This window comes from Ferrovibrio sp., from assembly GCF_025869515.1.
Taxonomy (GTDB): domain Bacteria; phylum Pseudomonadota; class Alphaproteobacteria; order Ferrovibrionales; family Ferrovibrionaceae; genus Ferrovibrio.
Genome location: NZ_JAOZVR010000093.1, coordinates 34,010 through 50,936 on the forward strand (window position 1 = coordinate 34,010; position 16,927 = coordinate 50,936).

The following is a 16,927-nucleotide window of genomic DNA, read 5'->3' on the forward strand; positions in this document are numbered from 1 at the left end:
GTGACCACCGCAAAGAATATGCCTCTGGAAGGCGTCGTCGTTTTGGACCTAGGTCAGGTTTACCAGGGGCCCTATGCGGGCTTCCTACTCGCCCAGGCCGGCGCCACTGTCATCAAGGTGGAACCGCCGCGCGGCGAGCCAGTCCGTCATCGGGCCAAGATCAGCAGGGGCAATGCAGTCCCGTTTGCCATGCTGAATGCCAACAAGCGCAACATCAGCCTGAACCTGAAGTCGCCCGAAGGCGTCGCGCTGTTGAAGAAGTTGGCCTCCAAGGCCGACATCCTCATCGAGAATTATGCTCCCGGCGTGCTCGACCGGCTGGGTGCAGGGTACGAAATCCTCTCCAAGCTAAACCCACGTCTCATCTATGGATCTGCGACGGGCTACGGGCTGTCTGGCCCTGATCGCGACAACCTGGCGATGGATCTGACCATTCAGGCAGTGTCCGGCATCATGAGTGTGACGGGCTTCCCTGATGGCCCCCCGGTAAAGGCTGGTCCGGCCATCACCGACTTCATCAGCGGTGTTCACCTGTACGCAGGTGTCGTGACCGCTCTCTACAATCGCGAGAAGACTGGCAAAGGCCAGCTTGTCGAAATCGCCATGGTGGAAACGTCTTACCCGGCGATGGCCTCCAACTTGGCCGATGTCTTCAACAATCGCGCTCCGGCGCCGCGGACGGGCAATCGACACGGCGGTTTGGCCGAGGCGCCTTACAACGTCTATCCCACCAAAGATGGCTATGTCGCCATCATCAGTGTGAACGAAGCGCATTGGATCGGTCTGACCAAGGCGATGGGTAAGCCAGAGCTGGCGAATGATCCGCGGTTCAAAACCGTGCTGGACCGCCTGAAGCATATTGATATGACCGACAAGATCGTATCGGATTGGACCTCCGGTTTAACCCGGACCGAGGTCACGGAGCTTTGCCGGGTCCAGAAGGTGCCTTGCGCCGCAGTGCGGAACCTCCTGGAAGTGACCGAGGATAAGCACCTGCATGCGCGCGGTATGCTTCGTGAGATTTCCCACCCGGAATATGGGGATATCCTGGTCCACCGCAGCCCGATCGTCCTGCATGGCGCTGAAACCCCGGACTATGTGCCGTCGGCCAGACTCGGGCAGCATAATAGTGACGTGCTGTCGGAATTCCTTGGGTTGTCGGCGGACGCGGTCAACGCCCTAGAGAAGACCGGAGCGCTCTCGAGGGGTTGAGGAGTACATAATGCAAGTCGATACCATTGTCCTAGACTCAGCCGAACGTCTGTTTCAGGACGTTGCCGACATTCAGTCCGTTGTCTCTGCCAAGAACACGAGCTGGAAGGAAAAGCTGTGGTCGGGCATCGAAGAGAATGGCCTCAACATTGCCGCAGTACCCGAATGCCTCGGCGGCGCTGAAATCGGCCTCCAGTCAGCCCTGGGTATCCTTCGTATTGCAGGCCGAATGGCTTTATCCGCTCCGCTAGCGGAAACCATTCTGGCGGGCTGGATGCTGGGTGCTGCTGGCTTGACAGCCCCGACAGGTAAGATTGCCTTTGGTCCCGCCCGTTTCGGGGACGGCATCTTCATGAAACTCGATGGCACGGTGTCTGGCCGGGCCTCGCACCTGCCTTTCGCCAGTGAGTGCAGCCATGCCGTCCTGCTGGTGCAAGGGCATCAGGGACTGAGTGTTGTCCTGGTGCCGCTGGCAGATGCCCAAATCACGTCGCGCCAGTCCCTAGCTTACGAGCCTCTAGATCATGTCACCTTCAAGGATGTCCAGCCTGTAGCCAGTGCTGCGGCACCCGCTGGGTTCGACAAGGATACGGCATTGCTGATGGGTGCCGCAGCACGGTCTATGCAGATTGCAGGCGCTATGGAGAAAATCCTGGCAATCACGATGGACTACGCGACCCAGCGTAAGGCCTTCGAGCGCACTATCTCCAAGTTCCAGGCGGTCCAGCACGGCATCGCGCAGCTTGCCGGAGAGGTGGCCGTCTCATTGAGCGCCGCTGAGTCCGCAGCCGAGGCCCTGGATAGCCTGCTGGGTGCCGGACGTGGCTTCGATGACCCTGAACTGCAGCTTGAGGTAATGTCCGCCAAGATACGTGTGTCGACGGCTATTCGTAAAGGTGCTGCCATTGCCCATCAGCTTCACGGTGCCATTGGCGTGACCAACGAGCACATCCTGCACCGGCTGACCCTGCGTGGTCTGGCGTGGCGCGACGACTATGGCAATGAAAGCCAGTGGTCGGAAAAACTCGGCACACTCATCTGCGGCAGAGGGGCGGAAGCGCTCTGGCCCCTACTGTCGACTCGATAAATGGCGCAAGCATCATGACCTCAACTCTCGAATTCCAACCCCTCCGCCTGCCAGAACGAGTCCAACAGCTTCGCCTGGAGGTCCGTGCCTTCATTCAGTCTGAAATCGACGCCGGAGTCTTCAACCCGGATGACCCGGAGACGGACTGGGAAATCCATCGGCAGTTCGCCAGGAAGGTCGCCGCGCGTGGCTGGATTGGCATGACATGGCCAAAGCAATACGGCGGGCAGGAACGCAGCTTCCTGGACCGGTACGTGGTCAATGAGGAAATGCTCGTCCACAATGCGCCGAATACAGTCTATTTCACCGCCGATCGCCAGTCCGGCCCCACGCTCATCAGATACGCGTCAGAGCGCATCAAGTCGGAAGTGTTGCCCAAGATTATCGCTGGGGAGGCTTGCTTCTGCATCGGTATGTCCGAGCCGGACAGTGGCTCAGACTTGTTCGCGGCCAAGTGCAAGGCGACGCGATCGGAGGGCGGCTGGAGAATCAACGGCACAAAAATCTGGACGACAAATGCCCACCAGTCCAACTACATGATCGGTATCTTCCGGACCAGCGCGCCGACAACAGAGAACCGCCGTCATGGCCTGACGTCATTCCTGGTCGACATGAAGGCGCCAGGCATTACGTGCAACCTCATCGACCAGATGAGCGGCATCCGCGATTTCAATGAGGTCGTGTTCGATGACGTCTTCCTGCCGGATGATCAGCTCATCGGCGAGGTCGACGGTGCCTGGAAGCAGGCTACCACCGAGCTTGCCTATGAGCGCAGCGGTCCGGAACGCTTTCTGGAGACCTTCGCGGTACTGCGCAATCTGGTGGGCTTGGCTGGTAACTCTGCCGACCAGCGACTGGGTGAGGCCATCGGCCGCCTGGTGGCAGAGCTGCATTCCCTGCGACGTATGTCGGTGTCGGTGGCGGGGATGCTGGAGGCAGGCCGCGAGCCGACGGCAGAAGCCGCAATCGTTAAAGACCTCGGTACCATCTGGGAGCAGGACCTGCCCCAGCGAGTGCGGGATGCCATTGCCTTCCTGCCCGCGGACGAGGCCTTCGACCGCTTCGATGAGGTTCTGCAGTTCACCACACGCATTGCGCCGAAACTGACCATTCAGGGCGGCACCACGGAAATTCTTCGCGGTGTCATCGCCCGTGGTCTTGGTCTTCGCTAACCGGTAAGGGTATTCACGATGTCCGATCTCAACATCTCGCTCGATGGCCACGTCCAGGTCATCGAAATCAACCGCCCGCCGCACAATTACTTTGACACCGAGCTGCTCCGGCAGATTGCGGATGCCTGTGATGTGGCCGATGCGGATGCGGAAGTCCGGGCCAATCTCCTGTGTGCGAACGGCAAGTCCTTTTGCGCGGGTGCCAATTTCACCGGCAAGCAGCCCGAGACCCCTGCCGAGCGCCGAGCAGACTCCCGACGGCTCTATGACCAGGGTCTGCGTATCTTCCGCGGCAAAAAGCCAATTGTTGCGGCCGTTCAGGGCAATGCCATAGGCGGCGGCATGGGTGTTGCTCTGGCAGCCGATTTCCGCGTGGCTTCGTCGGAAACGACCTTCGCCGCGAACTTTACCAAGCTCGGCTTCCATCCCGGTTTCGGCCTGACCGTCACGCTGCCGAACCTCATCGGCCCGACCAAGGCGTCACTGCTTTTCCTAACCGGCCGCCGAGTGAAGGGCGAAGAAGCCTATCGGCTAGGTCTGTGCGACGTCTTGGCGACGGCCGAGACCCTGCGCACAGAGGCTATGAAGCTTGCCCAGGAAATCGCCGAGAGTTCGCCGCTGGGTGTGAAGTCCACACGGGAGACCCTGCGCCTTGGCCTGGTCGAGCGGATAGAAGAGCGGCTCAACCGGGAGCTCGACGAGCAGTCCTGGCTCCGGGAGACCGAAGACTTTGCCGAAGGCGTCCGAGCCACGGCTGAACGGCGGGCTGGGAACTTCGAGGCCCGGTAATCACAAGGAGGGGACGATGGTGAAGCTTTTCGAAAAGGCTAGCTTCCGCGGCGTCGAGCTAAAGAACCGTATCGTGGTGTCGCCGATGGGCATGTACTCTGCGGAAAATGGGTATGTCACTCCATTTCACCTCGTCCACTACGGCAAGTTCGCGATGGGCGGAGCAGGCCTGGTTTTCGTTGAGCAGACCTCCATCACCCGCAAGGGCCGCATCACAAATGGCGACCCGGGCCTGTGGGAAGACGGCCAGATCAATGGCATGCGGCAGATCACCCATGTCATCAAATCGGAAGGCGCCAAGGCGGCCATCCAGATCAACCATGGTAGCCGCAAGTCCGGCCAGCAGCGTGCGTTTCGAGGCAATGGGCCGCTGACCGACCGCGACATCGAGATGGGGGAGGAGACCTGGCAGGCTTTTGGTCCGTCAGATGTCCCCTTGGGCGAAGGCTGGCCGATCCCAAAGTCCCTCAGCAAGGATGGCCTGGTCGGCGTGCGTGACGCCTTTGTAGCCGCAGCCAAGCGTGCCGTCCTGGCCGGTTTCGATGTCATCGAACTGCATATGGCCCATGGCTACTTGTTGCAGTCATTCCTGTCGCCGCTCGCCAACTTCCGGACGGACGAACACGGCGGCAGCCTGGAGAACCGCATGCGGTTCCCGCTGGAAGTCGCAAAGGCCGTCCGTGCGGCGATCCCAAGCTCCATGCCTCTGTTTGTCCGGATCTCAGCGACCGACTGGATTGATGGCGGCTGGGACATCAAGGACAGCGTCATCTTCTCCCGTAAGCTTAAGGAGCTTGGCGTCGACCTTGTGGACTGTTCGGCCGGTGGCAACCTGCGCATTGGCTCGACAAATGCCAATCTGGCGCGCGGTCCGGGCTATCAGGTGCAGTTCGCCGACCAGATCCGCCGTGAAGCCGGTATTGCCACAGGCGTCGTCGGCATGATCCGGTCCCCTGATTTCGCCGAAGAAATCCTTCAGAAAGACCGTGCCGATCTCATCTTCATAGCGCGCCAGATGCTGTTCAATCCATTCTGGGCGCTGCACGCCGCAGAGCATTTCGGTCTGACCGGCAACTATCAGGATTGGCCGGAGCAATATGGCTGGTGGCTGACCAAGTGGGGCAGCGCCTTAAAGGCCAACGGCGAGAATCCACTAGGGCCGGAAAAATTTTCCGAGGCAGCCGAGTAGGTGAGCGTGGTGAGTAAGTCGGAACCATCAGTGGAAAGCCTGGAAAGCGGTGGCATGCCCGCGGTTGCTCCTCACATTCCGGCGCCTTGGGGTGATCCAATCAATGTAGGTACGAGTGATATGGGTGACGGCAGGTTTGACTTCATTATTGTAGGCGGCGGTACCGCCGGATGCGTGCTTGCCAATCGTCTGACGGCAGATAGCAAGTATAAGGTCTTGATGCTTGAGGCAGGCGGAGAGGACATAGGCATCTGGCTGAACATTCCAGCCGGGTTCACCAAGCTCCTGACAAACCCCAAGTTCAATTGGCGATTCAACACGGAGCCTGAGGACAACACCAGAGGGCGTGTCATCGCCGTCCCGCGCGGCAAGGGCTTGGGTGGTTCCTCCCTTATCAACGGCATGATCTTCGTCCGTGGCCAGCCCGCCGATTTCGATGGTTGGGCCCAGATGGGAAACCAGGGTTGGTCGTTCGACGACGTCCTGCCGTATTTCAAAAAGCTGGAGGTTTTTGAGGACGGCGAGAACGAGCTGCGCGGGGGCAAAGGGCTGTTGCATGTCGTCCGCGTGATCGAGCGGCCTATTCTGGCAGAAGCATTTATTGATGCGGCAGAGGAAGCCGGGTTCAAGCGAAGCAACGACTACAATGGCTCATCTCAGGATGGTTTCGGTTATTACCAGGTCAATCAGCGCGATGGCCGTCGCTGGAGTGCGTCGAACGCCTATCTGCGACCGGCGAGGAACCGTTCGAACCTGACAGTTCTCACCGACGCCTATGTCACCAAACTTGTGCTGGAAGGAAGGCGTGTTATTGGCGTGGAGTATCAGCGCGGGAGCCGCACCCAGCGTGCGCTCGCCAGAGAAACCTTACTGACCGCTGGAGCCATCCAGTCGCCGCAATTGCTGGAGTTGTCAGGCATCGGCGATCCGGATGTACTGCGTTCAGTGGGCGTCGACGTGAAGCATAGCCTCCGTGGGGTCGGCGCCAACTATATTGATCATTTCTGCACGCGCATGAATTGGCGGGTGAACAAGCCTATCACGCTGAACGAGCTCACCCGCGGATTGTCGCTTATCAAAGCGGTCGCTCAGTATGGCTGGACTCGGAAGGGTATCTTGGCTCTTGGCACGGGCCTGGCTCATGGATTTGTCAGAACCAATGCCACCCTGAACTCGCCAGACGTCCAGTATTTCTTCATGCACGCCAGCTATGGCAATGCAGCCGTTCGCACGCTCGACACTCAACCGGGGATGACCTTGGGCGTGTCTCAGATGCGTCCCGAGTCTCGTGGCGCCATCCACATCAAGTCCACTAATCCAAGCGAACAGCCTGCTATCAGGCCGAACTTCCTGGCGACTAAGACCGACCAAATGGCCATCGTAGAGGGCATGAAGATCGGTCGCGAGATCATGAAGCATCCGGCCATCCAGCAGTATATCGACCATGAACTCAGCCCTGGCGAAGAAGTCAATACCTATGATGAGTGGCTCGAATTCGCGCGAACTAACGGCCAGACCATCTACCACCCCGTCGGTACCTGTAAGATGGGTGTCGATACCGAATCAGTGGTCGACAACCGGCTGCGCATCCACGGACTTGACGGTGTACGGATCGCTGACGCGTCAATCATGCCGACGATCACTTCGGGCAATACAATGGCCGCAGTCCTGATGATTGCTGAGAAGGCTGCTGACATGATTCTTGCCGACGCAAGAGCGACCCGTTGAGGCGACGCGATGCCTATACTTCTTGAGAAATCGGTAGCTAGCACCTTTGGTGTTGATGGCGCTTGGCACTTCGGCATCGAGGTTGAGTGTTGTTACGGCGACCTGGACCCCAATCAGCACGTCAACAATGTCCGGTACCTTCAGTGGTGCGAGGATGCTCGCGAAGCCTATTTCCGGGCACTGTTAGGGAAGTGGACGCTTCATTCTTCTTACGGCATTGTCCTGAGGGCGCTGGAATTCACGTTCGAGCAGTCCCTGTCAATAGGTGACCGTTGCCTCGTGACGGCCCGCACTGCCGAGCTGAAGAACACCAGCTTTATTCAGCAATATGCCGTGTGGAAAGATGGCCTCGTCGGTACCGGAAAGGCCGTCTGCATTTTTTTCGATCGGGCGTCCAACCAGAAGATGGCGATCCCGCCCGATTTTCGTGCGCTCATTACCGGCCTGGAAGGCGATAGCCTATCCGGTGCCGCGAATTGATCGCTCCAGTGTGAATTTCACTGATTGAGGCTGGATAGATGTCCGGAAGCATTTTGGAGCAGGCGGCCGCGATTGTTGGCGCCAAATACGTTCAGACGAACAAGGAGGATACTGACCAGTACCTACGCGACTGGCGTGGCCGGTATGAGGGGAGAGCGCTCGGCGTCATCCTGCCGGGTAACACCGAGGAAGTCTCTCGTGTTGTTCAGCTTTGCAGCGAGTTTGGGGTCTGCATTGTTCCTCAGGGCGGCAATACTGGCCTCACCGGTGGGGCCGTACCCCAGGATGCGGCGGCTGTCGTGCTCAATGTTTCCAGGCTGAATCGTGTTCATGAGGTCGATGCGGCTAACAATTCCATGGTCGTCGAGGCGGGCTGTATCCTGGCAAATGTCCGCGATGAGGCGGAGAAGCATGATCGGCAGTTCCCAATGTTGCTGGGTAGTGTCGGTAGCTGCGAGATTGGTGGCCTGATTTCGACAAACGCTGGTGGAACCGGGGTTCTGCGCTACGGGAATATGCGCGAGCTGGTGCTGGGCATCGAAGCAGTGCTCCCCGACGGTCGGATATGGAACGGCCTGAAATCTCTCCGCAAGGACAACTCGGGCTACGACCTGAAGCAGCTCTTTATCGGTGCTGAAGGCACCCTGGGCATTGTCACCGCAGCGTCCTTGAAGTTGTATCAGCGGCCCGTCCAGTCAGCGACCGCCATGGTGGCGACGGCTGACCTCGACCAAGTCATCAAGCTGCTCCATTTGGCGCAAAAGTCGATTGGCAACCGGATTGAGGCGTTCGAGGTCATGTCCATGAGCCAGCTGAAGGTGGTCCTGAAGCACCGCTCGGATTTCAGCAGCCCAATGCCGGTGGAGGCGCCCTGGTACGTCCTGATCGAGATTGCCGACAGTGCCGAAGGCTGGGGCCCTTCCGAGAGCCTTGAAGCCGTGCTGGCTGTTGCCCTGGAGCAGGAGATTATCTCAGACGCAGCGATTGCGACAGATCTCGCTAAGGCTGCCAAAATCTGGGAGCTACGGCACAACATTTCGGAAGCCAACAAGCATGAGGGCTTCACGGTCTCCAACGACACCTCGGTGCCGATTTCGGCCATTCCGGAGTTCATTGCCAGGGTTGATAAGCGGTTGGCCACGCTAAAATCAGCGACCATCTGCCATGTCGGCCACGTAGGCGACGGCAATATACATGTAATCGCCGTGCTCCCACGTGACATCTACAACTCTCCGGACGTCTGCGAGGAAGGTGCGGCGACGGTCAACGCTATCATCCACGAAGAGACCGTTGCGCTGAATGGCAGCATCAGCGCTGAACATGGCATAGGCATCATGCATGTTTCGCGCCTCGAACATTTCAAGCCATCCATCGACCTGGACATGATGCGTGCCGTCAAAGCGGCGTTCGACCCTAAGGGGCTTATGAACCCGGGAAAGATTTTTAATGTGTAGAGCATACCCAGGATGCTCCCTGGAAAGCGCAGTTCGCTGGCCTCCCATTTAGCATCTGCGCAAACTCATCCGGTTGGTTCCGGCCGACCGGGTATCCTTCCCCTTCGGGTGTTGCGTTCGCCAACGTTGGGGCGCGAAAGAACTGGCCAAAATTTCTAGATGGACGCGACCGACGTACCGAGCTTACTCGTCACCTGGTCGGAATTCACATGCCGCCAAGCGAGCCAACGAGTTTCTCTTAGTGTATAGAGAGGCCCAGTGCAAAGTAGAAAAGTTGTGATTCATCTTGTCCAGTAGAAAGCCCTATCACGGCGGGCACAGTTGGCCATAGGCCGGCAACGACTGCAGCCAATGCTCGGCCTCGTCGCGAGGGATATAAGTGCGCTTGCCGTATTTCACGGCTTTGAGTGCCCCATGCTTCATGAGCTCATAAACTTTGCTGCGGCTTGGGCCATAGCTTGCTGAGAACTCTAAAATCGTCAGATTGCGTTTATCGTCTGCCTGCATAATGGCCTCCTATCTGTTGCGTAAATCAGCATCTTAAGTGCGGATGCCGCCGTCAACACTGAGCCGTATGCGCAGCCAATACTGTCGTAAGCCTTGCAAGCTTACGACAGCGGCCGATGGCATGAGTCTAATCAGTAATTTGGCTGACGCGTGGTTGGAAAAATTGCGGGTAGAGAAATGCAGCCGACTTCAAAAATTCATCAAGACGACGGGGGAAGTTTACTGACGATGCGGTTCGCCACGGCTTCTGCCATGATTGATCGTGCCTCTCGATCATATTTTGAATAGCGCGCGCTCATGAGTGTCGTCGAATGCCCCATGAGAGCCATGATCTGCTTCTCATGCATGCCTGCTTCAGCTGCCATTTGACCGTAGAAATGTCGCAGGTCATGAATGCGAGGGCGTTCGCCGCTGGGTTTCGTCAGCTTGGCTTCGTCGCGAATGCGATACCAAACACGCGTAATTTCTTTTAAATGCCCGCGGCGATCTGCTCCCACAAAGACATGGGGGTTTCCAACTACTCTTACGGTTTTAAGAATCCGTAATATCTCTTCCAATGGTTCAGTTATTGCGCGCAGCATGGCGCGCTGACCGCGCCCAAGGGCCTTGGTCTCTTTGCGCCGACTATTGCGAAGCCATTCTATAACCTGGCGATCTTCCTTGATCTGATCCCATCGCAGTTTCAGTGCCTCATTTTTGCGAACGCCAGTTATAACGAGAAAGCGAATGGCAAGAATCGACCAAATGCTTGGCAGATGTTCGCAAATTGATCCATCAGCATTACGAAGGCTAACTCCAAAGGAGCCTGCGAGATGTGCGTTCTGTGCAATAGTCTGATAGCGATTTAAAACAGATCCCAAGCGTACTAACTCGTCATCTTCCCACTCATAATGGCGCTCTGTATCAAGTTGAGAGAAATTTCGATCGATGAATTCACACGGATTTGTGTGCCGCGGCATGAGCTCTTGTCGCTCTGCCCAGTTAAACAGCGCTTTTAAAATATCTATCGCTTTGTCCGCGACGTGAGGAGCCGGTATTTGTGCGGGGATTGTACTAGCTTTGCCTTTCTCTTTTGAACGAACTGCCTTCGTCATGCCTGCATGCCAGGCGCTGATCTCAAATGCACGGATTGAACTCGCTACGCGGCTTCCAAATATCGGGAGCACGCGTTTTTCTAGACAGCGCCAAGTTTCATAGGTGGGCTTCTTAATTCGTTTATACTGCTCTGCAATGAATCCCAATGTGATTTTCGGCGGGGGCGGCACAAGGGGATCGGCGCCTTGAAGCAGCGACGCCTTAATCTCTAGCGCCTTTGATCTAGCGTCCTTGAGTGTTTCCACGCCATCTAAACTGCGCTTCGTTGCGCTACGCTGACCAGGAGGACGATACTCTAAAAGGAAAGTTTTGCGTCCTGAGCGAGACGAGACACGGACCTTTAGTCCCTGGGTCTTTGCGTCGCTATAGATCGTGTCTTTGTCATCTATGGCTTTGAGCTTTGCTAGATCTGCTTCAGTACTAAATTTGAGTTGCGCGCGCATAGGTTGCTCCGATTTGGCGACAATTTGGCGACAAAACCGGTGCGAATCCTATTTCCTGGTCGTTCTCGAGTTTTCCCGTGTTTCCTTTAAGCAATTGAACGCGAATGGAAACTTGGAATCCCGGGAAGGTGAGGGAACTCCCGACATCCTCAAAGTTGGCTTTTACACCGAGGATGTCGGGAGTTCGCCCCTCTCATCGCCCACCATTTTTTTGATGTCAGATATTTGCGCGCTTCGTTGCGTCGGCGGCGCTCAGCTTCCGCTGTCGGTGTGGGACTTCGGCGTGAGAGTCCAGTTGTCGTTTGCCTGCTTGCCATGTGGCAGCACCAAGTTATAAAAAGCGCCCTGCCGATTTCCACCGGAAGCGCAGAGTTCGAGGTTATGCGGTGCGCCCGTCCGGAGCGCATCCCGAAGGCGCTATAGCAGCTGGCAGGCGCGTTCGAAGGCGTGGCGCGGCTGGCGGCCGAACAGTTTGGTCGGGTCGCCGTATCCGATATTGCACAGGAAGTCGACCTGGTGGCGTCCATCCTGGAAGAATTCGGCATTCACCTTGGCCGTATCAAAGCCGCTCATCGGACCGCAATCCAGACCCACCGCGCGCGCGGCGATCATCAGATAGGCGCCCTGCAGCGTGGCATTGCGCTGCGCCGTGGCCTGCGCCATCGGCGCATTGCCGGCGAAGGTGTCGCGCGCCTCCGGCTTGTGCCAGATTTCGGGCATATAGTCGTAGAACTGCATGTCACGTGCCACGATGGCGGTCACCGGCGCGGCCATGGTCTTCTCCAGATTGGCTGGCGACAGGGCAGGGGCCAGACGCTGTTTGGCTTCGCGGCTGCGCAGGAACAGCACCCGCATCGGCTGGGTGTTCATCGAGGTCGGACCCATCTTGGCGATGTCGTAGATGTCGCGCAGCTGTTCATCCGAGACCGGTTTGTCCAGCCAGCCATTCTGGGTGCGTGCGTCGAGGAAGAGCTGCTTCAGGGCGGCGGCGGCAATGCGGTTCATGGAGCGGGGTCCGGTTCAGAGCGCCACGGAGGTGCGTACGATGGTGGCGGTCTTGCGCAGATGGGTTTCCAGCGCGGCAACGGCGCGGTCCACATCCCGCTCCATCACCGCGTCGAAAATCGCCTTGTGCTCGGCCGGCACGTCGCGTGTCTCGGTCTGCAGCGGCACGGACATGCGGCGATAGCGTTCGCTCTGCTCATAGAGCATGGCGCGCATGCGCAGCAGCCAGTCGTTGCCGCAGGCGCCGACCAGCTCGGAATGGAAATCGGCATGGGCGCGCGACCACACCTCGCTGAGATGCAGATCCTTGCCGGCCTCGCTCTGGCTCAGGCGTGACAGGCGGTGCCAGCTGGCGACCAGCCGGCTTTCCCAGGCGAGATCGCCGCGTTCGATCGAGGTGCGCAGGCACAGGGTCTCGATGGCGATGCGCGCCTCGGTGATGTCGGCCAGTTCCTTAGGGGAAACCGGACTCACCGTGTAGCCGCGCTGCGGCTCGGAAACCACGAGCGCTTCGGACTGCAGCATCGACAGCGCCTCGCGCACGGCGCCAAGGCTGACATCCAGGTCGGCGGCGAGGGCGGCGATATTCAGCTTGGTACCAGGCATATGCCGGCAGGACAGGATATCGGCGCGAATCTGCGTATAGGCGCGATGCGACTTGGTACCCGGACTTTCCGGCGGAGCTGCGGGCGTGGTGTCAGTCGGGCTGTGGATTATTTTCATGTGAAAAATATATTGCTAGGTGTGAAATCTATGTGTAAGACAAAAATATAGAAAAGACCAGACCCATAAACGGGCGACAGGAGGAAACAGATGGCAGACCCCAAACGCTCCGGCGTGACCGCGATCCATTCCCTGGACCGTTTCGTCTTCAGCGTCCCCGACATTGGGGTGGCGAAGCAGTATTTCACCGATTTCGGGCTCGACGTGCGCCAGGTTGGCAGCCGTCTCGATCTCTACACCTTCGGCCATCCCCACCGCTGGGGTTCGATCTATGAAAGCGGCAAACCGAAGAAGCTCGAATACCTCGCGCTCGGTGTGTATGCCGAGGATTACGAACCGCTGCGCCGCCATCTGGAAAAGACCGGCGTGAAGAGTGTCGACCCACATCCGCTGGTCGACGAGCAGGGCTTCTGGCTGCGCGATCCCGATGGCATCACGCTACAGATCGTGGTGGCCGAAAAATCCTCGCCGAACCGGAAAGGCGACACTTACGGCCCGATGAACATGAAAAATCCCGCAGGGATCGACATCGGCATCAACCGCCGCGCGATGCAGCCGGTGAAACCGGTGCGCCTGACCCATGCACTGCTGTTCTGCTCGGATGTGCCGCGTTCGCTGAAATTCTATCGCGAAGCCATGGGCATGAATCTCTCGGATCAGTCTGGCGACGGCATCGCCTTCATGCATGGCGTGCATTCCAGCGACCATCATCTGCTGGCCTTTGCAAAATCGAATGGCCCCGGCCTGCATCACACCAGCTGGGTGGTGCGCGGCGTGGATGAAGTCGGCCTCGGCATGGAGCAGATGCTGAACAAGGGCTACCCATACGGCTGGGGCATGGGCCGCCATGTGCTGGGCTCGAATTACTTCTATTACCAGCGCGATCCCTGGGGCAGCTTCACCGAATATTCTTACGACATCGATTTCGTCGGTCTCGACGGTTGGCCGGCGCAGGACCATCCGCCCGAGGATTCCTTCTATCTCTGGGGGCCGGCCGTGCCGGAAGACTTCATCACCAATCACGAAACCCAGGCCCATAAGGGCTGAAGCAGTAAAAGGACAGTTTCCCCATGCGACTTCTGAATTATCTCAAGGATGGCAAGCGTTCGCTCGGTGTCCGCAACGGCGACACCATTACCGACCTGACCGCGGCCGGCCTGCCCGACAGTGTCGATGCGCTGCTGGCCATGGGGCCGGCCGGGCTTGCCAAGGCCAAAGAGGCGGCGGCAAAAGGCGGGGCAACTACCCCGTTCAAAGGTGCCAGGTTGCTGCCGCCGGTGCTGAACCCGTCCAAGGCGATCGCGGTCGGCCTGAACTACATCGACCATGCCGCCGAGAGCCCTTACAAGGATGCGCCGAAATATCCGGTGCTGTTCCATCGTTTCCCGTCCTCCTGGGTCGCGCATGACGAAGCGCTGATCAAGCCGAAGGTCTCTGACCAGTTCGACTATGAGGCCGAGGTTGCTGTCATCATTGGAAAGGCTGGGCGTTACATCGCCAAGGACAAGGCGCTGGAGCATGTCGTCGGTTATTCGCTGTTCAACGACGGCTCGATCCGCGATTACCAGTTCAAGTCGCACCAGTGGATGATCGGCAAGAATTTCGACGCCACCGCCTCCTTCGGCCCCGAGCTGGTGACCGCCGATGAACTGCCGGCCGGTGTTGTCGGCCTGCGCATCCAGGCTCGCCTGAACGGCCAGGTGCTGCAGGATGCCAATACCAAGGACATGATCTTCGACGTGGCGACGCTGGTCAGCACCTGCTCGGAGATTTTCGAGCTGCAGCCCGGCGATGTGATCATCTCCGGCACGCCGGCCGGCGTGGGCTTCGCCCGCAAGCCGCCGATCTTCATGAAGCAGGGCGATGTCATCGAGGTGGAAGTCGAGAAGATCGGCATCCTGAGCAATAGCGTCAAGAACGAGTAAGGCGTCGACTAGAAACACTGCTGAGGGAGGAAATAATGAAAAGTCTGAAACGGATCGCCACACTGGCGGCGATCGCGGCTGGCTGTCTTGGCCTCGCCGCTTTACCTGCGCAGGCGCAATCCGGCCCGATCCGCATCGGCAGTACGCTGGCGCTGACCGGCCCGCTCTCGGCCACCGCGCTGGTCCACAAGCTGGTTGGCGAGATCTATGTTGAGGATCTCAACAGCCGTGGCGGCCTGCTGGGCCGCAAGGTGGAATGGACCGTCAAGGACGACCAGTCCAAGCCAGAAGTTGCCCGCACTCTTTATGAACAGCTGGTGACGTCTGACAAGGTCGATCTGCTGATGGGGCCCTATGCCACCGGCGCGATCCTGTCGGCGATGGGCGTTGCCCAGCGTTACAATAAAATACTGATCCATCATACGATGGGCATTCCGTCGCTGGCAAAATACGACATGCATTTCCCGGCCTGGTCGCTGGGCCCGGATCCGGGCACGACGGTGCCGAACACACTGTTCGATGCGCTGGCGGCCTTGCCCAAGCCGCCGAAGACTGTTGCCATCGTGACATCGAAGTTCCCTTCGCTGCATTTCCTCAGCCTGGGTGCACGCGAAGTGGCGAAGAAGCGCGGCCTGCAGGAAGTCCTGTTCCTGGAATGGGAATTCGGCAACCGTGATTTCGGACCGATTGCGGCGCGTGTTAAGGATGCCAAACCTGATCTCGTCTTCGTCGGCGATATCGGCCTGGAAGGCAACATGCTGCTTGAAGCGATGAAGAAGATCGACTACGAGCCGCCGCTGCATTTCCATCTCTATCCCGCACCGGGCCCGATGGCCACGGCACCGGAAACCAAGAATGCGCTCTCGGTCACCATCTTCGAGGAGCATGCGCCCTATACCAACAATCCGGTGGCAGCCAAGTTCGTCGCCACCTACAACGCGCGGGCCAAGGCGGCCGGCTTCCCCTACACCAAGGTTGAGGTACAGGCGGCGGCGTCATTCACCGCCTGGCAGTTGCTCGAAGCCGCGGTGGTGGCCACCAAGAGCCTGGATGACCGCAAGCTGGCCGACTGGCTGAAGGCCAACCAGGTGCCGACCATCCAGGGCACGCTGCGCTTCGACAAGGGCAACAATTTCGGTGACGACCTGATGCGTATCAAGCAGGTGCAGAACGGCAACTGGGTCACGGTCTGGCCCAAGGCATGGGCTGCACCCGGCGCGACGATCAAGACGCAGTAACCTGAATCGAGTGATCCTGTATGGCTTTCCCAAGTCTGAACCTTCTGCTGCAGTCCATCCTGTCTGGCGTTTTCATCGGTGGAATGTACGGCCTGATCGGTTTGGGCTTGGGGCTGTCCTGGGGCTTGCTGCGCCAGATCAATCTGGCACATTTCGGCTTCGTCTTCCTGTCCGGGTATCTCAGCTATCATATGGTGACGGTCTGGGGCATCGACCCGCTGCTCACCCTGCTGATTCTGGCGCCGTTGTTCTTCGCCATCGGCGTGGCCCAGCAGTGGCTGCTGTCGCGCTTCAAGATTTCTCCGTTCAATTCTTTGCTGGTCACCTTCGGCTTTACCGTGATGATCGAAAGCCTGATCCAGTATGTCTGGACAGCCGATTTTCGCAAATTGCAGTCCTCCTATGGTGAAGAGAAATTCAAGATCGGCGGACTTTTCGTTCCGGTGCCGGAACTGCTCACGTTGTTGCTGGCCATCCTGCTGGCATTCGCGGTCTGGGCGGCGATGCGCTTTACCGACATCGGCAAGGCCATGCGCGCCATGGCCGAGGATGGGCCGATTGCAGCCGCCTTCGGCATCAACCAGCGCCTGCTGTCGCTGCTGCTCTCCGGCGTCTGCGTCGCCTTCGCCGCGATTGCCGGCGTGTGCTTCGCGCTGACCTTCACGCTGACGCCGACGCAGATTTTCTCTTGGGTCGGCGTGGTCTTTGCCGTGGTCATGCTGGGTGGCCTTGGCAGCGCCATCGGGCCCTTGGTGGCCGGCATCATCATCGGTGTCAGCGAGGCCATCGCCATGGTGATCTTCGCGCCATCCTGGGCGCCGATCGTCTCTTTCTCACTGCTGATCCTCATGCTGCTGTTCCGGCCGGGTAGGGCCTGATT

Annotated in this window: 16 protein-coding genes; 12 read left to right on the top strand and 4 right to left on the bottom strand. The window is 58.7% G+C overall.

The genetic code is table 11. The annotated features are described in order from the left end of the window. From OJJ21_RS15595 to OJJ21_RS15630, 8 genes are read left to right on the top strand one after another with little or no spacing between them, the layout of a single operon-like run. On the top strand, positions 1-1,212 hold the full coding sequence (locus tag OJJ21_RS15595; protein WP_297687531.1) for a CoA transferase: 1,212 nt from the start codon (positions 1-3) through the stop codon (positions 1,210-1,212). 10 nt (positions 1,213-1,222) lie between these two features. Beyond that, positions 1,223-2,299 (top strand): acyl-CoA dehydrogenase family protein, encoded by a 1,077-nt coding sequence (locus OJJ21_RS15600; RefSeq protein WP_297687533.1) that lies wholly within the window; start codon positions 1,223-1,225, stop codon positions 2,297-2,299. A gap of 14 nt (positions 2,300-2,313) precedes the next feature. Further along, a complete protein-coding gene (locus OJJ21_RS15605) occupies positions 2,314-3,471 on the top strand; it encodes an acyl-CoA dehydrogenase family protein (protein WP_297687535.1) in 1,158 nt (385 codons plus the stop codon). 18 nt (positions 3,472-3,489) lie between these two features. Beyond that, positions 3,490-4,260 carry an enoyl-CoA hydratase/isomerase family protein gene (locus OJJ21_RS15610; RefSeq protein ID WP_297687537.1) on the top strand — a complete coding sequence of 257 codons (771 nt, stop codon included), beginning with the start codon at positions 3,490-3,492 and terminating at the stop codon, positions 4,258-4,260. Between the two features lie 16 nt (positions 4,261-4,276). Next, complete coding sequence (locus OJJ21_RS15615; RefSeq protein WP_297687538.1) at positions 4,277-5,449, top strand: NADH:flavin oxidoreductase/NADH oxidase; 1,173 nt, start codon at positions 4,277-4,279, stop codon at positions 5,447-5,449. Between the two features lie 9 nt (positions 5,450-5,458). Further along, a complete protein-coding gene (locus OJJ21_RS15620) occupies positions 5,459-7,177 on the top strand; it encodes a choline dehydrogenase (protein ID WP_297687540.1) in 1,719 nt (572 codons plus the stop codon). A 9-nt stretch (positions 7,178-7,186) separates the two neighbouring features. Then, positions 7,187-7,657 carry a thioesterase family protein gene (locus OJJ21_RS15625; protein WP_297687542.1) on the top strand — a complete coding sequence of 157 codons (471 nt, stop codon included), beginning with the start codon at positions 7,187-7,189 and terminating at the stop codon, positions 7,655-7,657. Positions 7,658-7,695: 38 nt separating this feature from the next. Next, the gene (locus OJJ21_RS15630) at positions 7,696-9,111 is read left to right on the top strand and encodes an FAD-binding oxidoreductase (protein WP_297687544.1); all 1,416 of its coding nucleotides are present in this window, start codon (positions 7,696-7,698) and stop codon (positions 9,109-9,111) included. A gap of 306 nt (positions 9,112-9,417) precedes the next feature. Here OJJ21_RS15630 and OJJ21_RS15635 read toward each other — a convergent pair whose 3' ends face one another. The 4 genes from OJJ21_RS15635 to OJJ21_RS15650 all read right to left on the bottom strand — a co-directional run bounded on the left by OJJ21_RS15635 (position 9,418) and on the right by OJJ21_RS15650 (position 12,884). Beyond that, a complete protein-coding gene (locus OJJ21_RS15635) occupies positions 9,418-9,618 on the bottom strand; it encodes a helix-turn-helix domain-containing protein (protein WP_297687546.1) in 201 nt (66 codons plus the stop codon). 200 nt (positions 9,619-9,818) lie between these two features. Beyond that, entirely contained in the window at positions 9,819-11,156 is a 1,338-nt protein-coding gene (locus tag OJJ21_RS15640; RefSeq protein ID WP_297687548.1) for an integrase family protein, read from the bottom strand. Positions 11,157-11,573: 417 nt separating this feature from the next. Next, positions 11,574-12,161 (bottom strand): malonic semialdehyde reductase, encoded by a 588-nt coding sequence (locus OJJ21_RS15645; RefSeq protein ID WP_297687550.1) that lies wholly within the window; start codon positions 12,159-12,161, stop codon positions 11,574-11,576. Between the two features lie 15 nt (positions 12,162-12,176). After that, on the bottom strand, positions 12,177-12,884 hold the full coding sequence (locus OJJ21_RS15650) for a GntR family transcriptional regulator (protein ID WP_297687551.1): 708 nt from the start codon (positions 12,882-12,884) through the stop codon (positions 12,177-12,179). 90 nt (positions 12,885-12,974) lie between these two features. Here OJJ21_RS15650 and OJJ21_RS15655 point away from each other — a divergent pair, with 90 nt between their 5' ends. The 4 genes from OJJ21_RS15655 to OJJ21_RS15670 are packed head-to-tail and all read left to right on the top strand — an operon-like array spanning position 12,975 to position 16,925. After that, complete coding sequence (locus OJJ21_RS15655) at positions 12,975-13,931, top strand: VOC family protein (RefSeq protein WP_297687553.1); 957 nt, start codon at positions 12,975-12,977, stop codon at positions 13,929-13,931. Between the two features lie 23 nt (positions 13,932-13,954). Next, the gene (locus OJJ21_RS15660) at positions 13,955-14,809 is read left to right on the top strand and encodes a fumarylacetoacetate hydrolase family protein (protein ID WP_297687555.1); all 855 of its coding nucleotides are present in this window, start codon (positions 13,955-13,957) and stop codon (positions 14,807-14,809) included. Between the two features lie 35 nt (positions 14,810-14,844). Further along, positions 14,845-16,047, top strand: coding sequence for an amino acid ABC transporter substrate-binding protein (locus OJJ21_RS15665; RefSeq protein ID WP_297687557.1), 1,203 nt, complete (start codon positions 14,845-14,847; stop codon positions 16,045-16,047). A 20-nt stretch (positions 16,048-16,067) separates the two neighbouring features. Further along, positions 16,068-16,925 carry a branched-chain amino acid ABC transporter permease gene (locus OJJ21_RS15670; RefSeq protein WP_297687558.1) on the top strand — a complete coding sequence of 286 codons (858 nt, stop codon included), beginning with the start codon at positions 16,068-16,070 and terminating at the stop codon, positions 16,923-16,925. The last annotated feature ends 2 nt before the right edge of the window (positions 16,926-16,927 follow it).

Bases quoted from the DNA above. Each gene is read 5' to 3' on its own strand.
- OJJ21_RS15600 (WP_297687533.1), top strand. From the start codon at position 1,223: ATGCAAGTCGATACCATTGTCCTAGACTCAGCCGAACGTCTGTTTCAG.
- OJJ21_RS15605 (WP_297687535.1), top strand. From the start codon at position 2,314: ATGACCTCAACTCTCGAATTCCAACCCCTCCGCCTGCCAGAACGAGTC.
- OJJ21_RS15610 (WP_297687537.1), top strand. From the start codon at position 3,490: ATGTCCGATCTCAACATCTCGCTCGATGGCCACGTCCAGGTCATCGAA.
- OJJ21_RS15615 (WP_297687538.1), top strand. From the start codon at position 4,277: ATGGTGAAGCTTTTCGAAAAGGCTAGCTTCCGCGGCGTCGAGCTAAAG.
- OJJ21_RS15625 (WP_297687542.1), top strand. From the start codon at position 7,187: ATGCCTATACTTCTTGAGAAATCGGTAGCTAGCACCTTTGGTGTTGAT.
- OJJ21_RS15630 (WP_297687544.1), top strand. From the start codon at position 7,696: ATGTCCGGAAGCATTTTGGAGCAGGCGGCCGCGATTGTTGGCGCCAAA.
- OJJ21_RS15635 (WP_297687546.1), bottom strand. From the start codon at position 9,618: ATGCAGGCAGACGATAAACGCAATCTGACGATTTTAGAGTTCTCAGCA.
- OJJ21_RS15640 (WP_297687548.1), bottom strand. From the start codon at position 11,156: ATGCGCGCGCAACTCAAATTTAGTACTGAAGCAGATCTAGCAAAGCTC.
- OJJ21_RS15645 (WP_297687550.1), bottom strand. From the start codon at position 12,161: ATGAACCGCATTGCCGCCGCCGCCCTGAAGCAGCTCTTCCTCGACGCA.
- OJJ21_RS15650 (WP_297687551.1), bottom strand. From the start codon at position 12,884: ATGAAAATAATCCACAGCCCGACTGACACCACGCCCGCAGCTCCGCCG.
- OJJ21_RS15655 (WP_297687553.1), top strand. From the start codon at position 12,975: ATGGCAGACCCCAAACGCTCCGGCGTGACCGCGATCCATTCCCTGGAC.
- OJJ21_RS15660 (WP_297687555.1), top strand. From the start codon at position 13,955: ATGCGACTTCTGAATTATCTCAAGGATGGCAAGCGTTCGCTCGGTGTC.
- OJJ21_RS15665 (WP_297687557.1), top strand. From the start codon at position 14,845: ATGAAAAGTCTGAAACGGATCGCCACACTGGCGGCGATCGCGGCTGGC.
- OJJ21_RS15670 (WP_297687558.1), top strand. From the start codon at position 16,068: ATGGCTTTCCCAAGTCTGAACCTTCTGCTGCAGTCCATCCTGTCTGGC.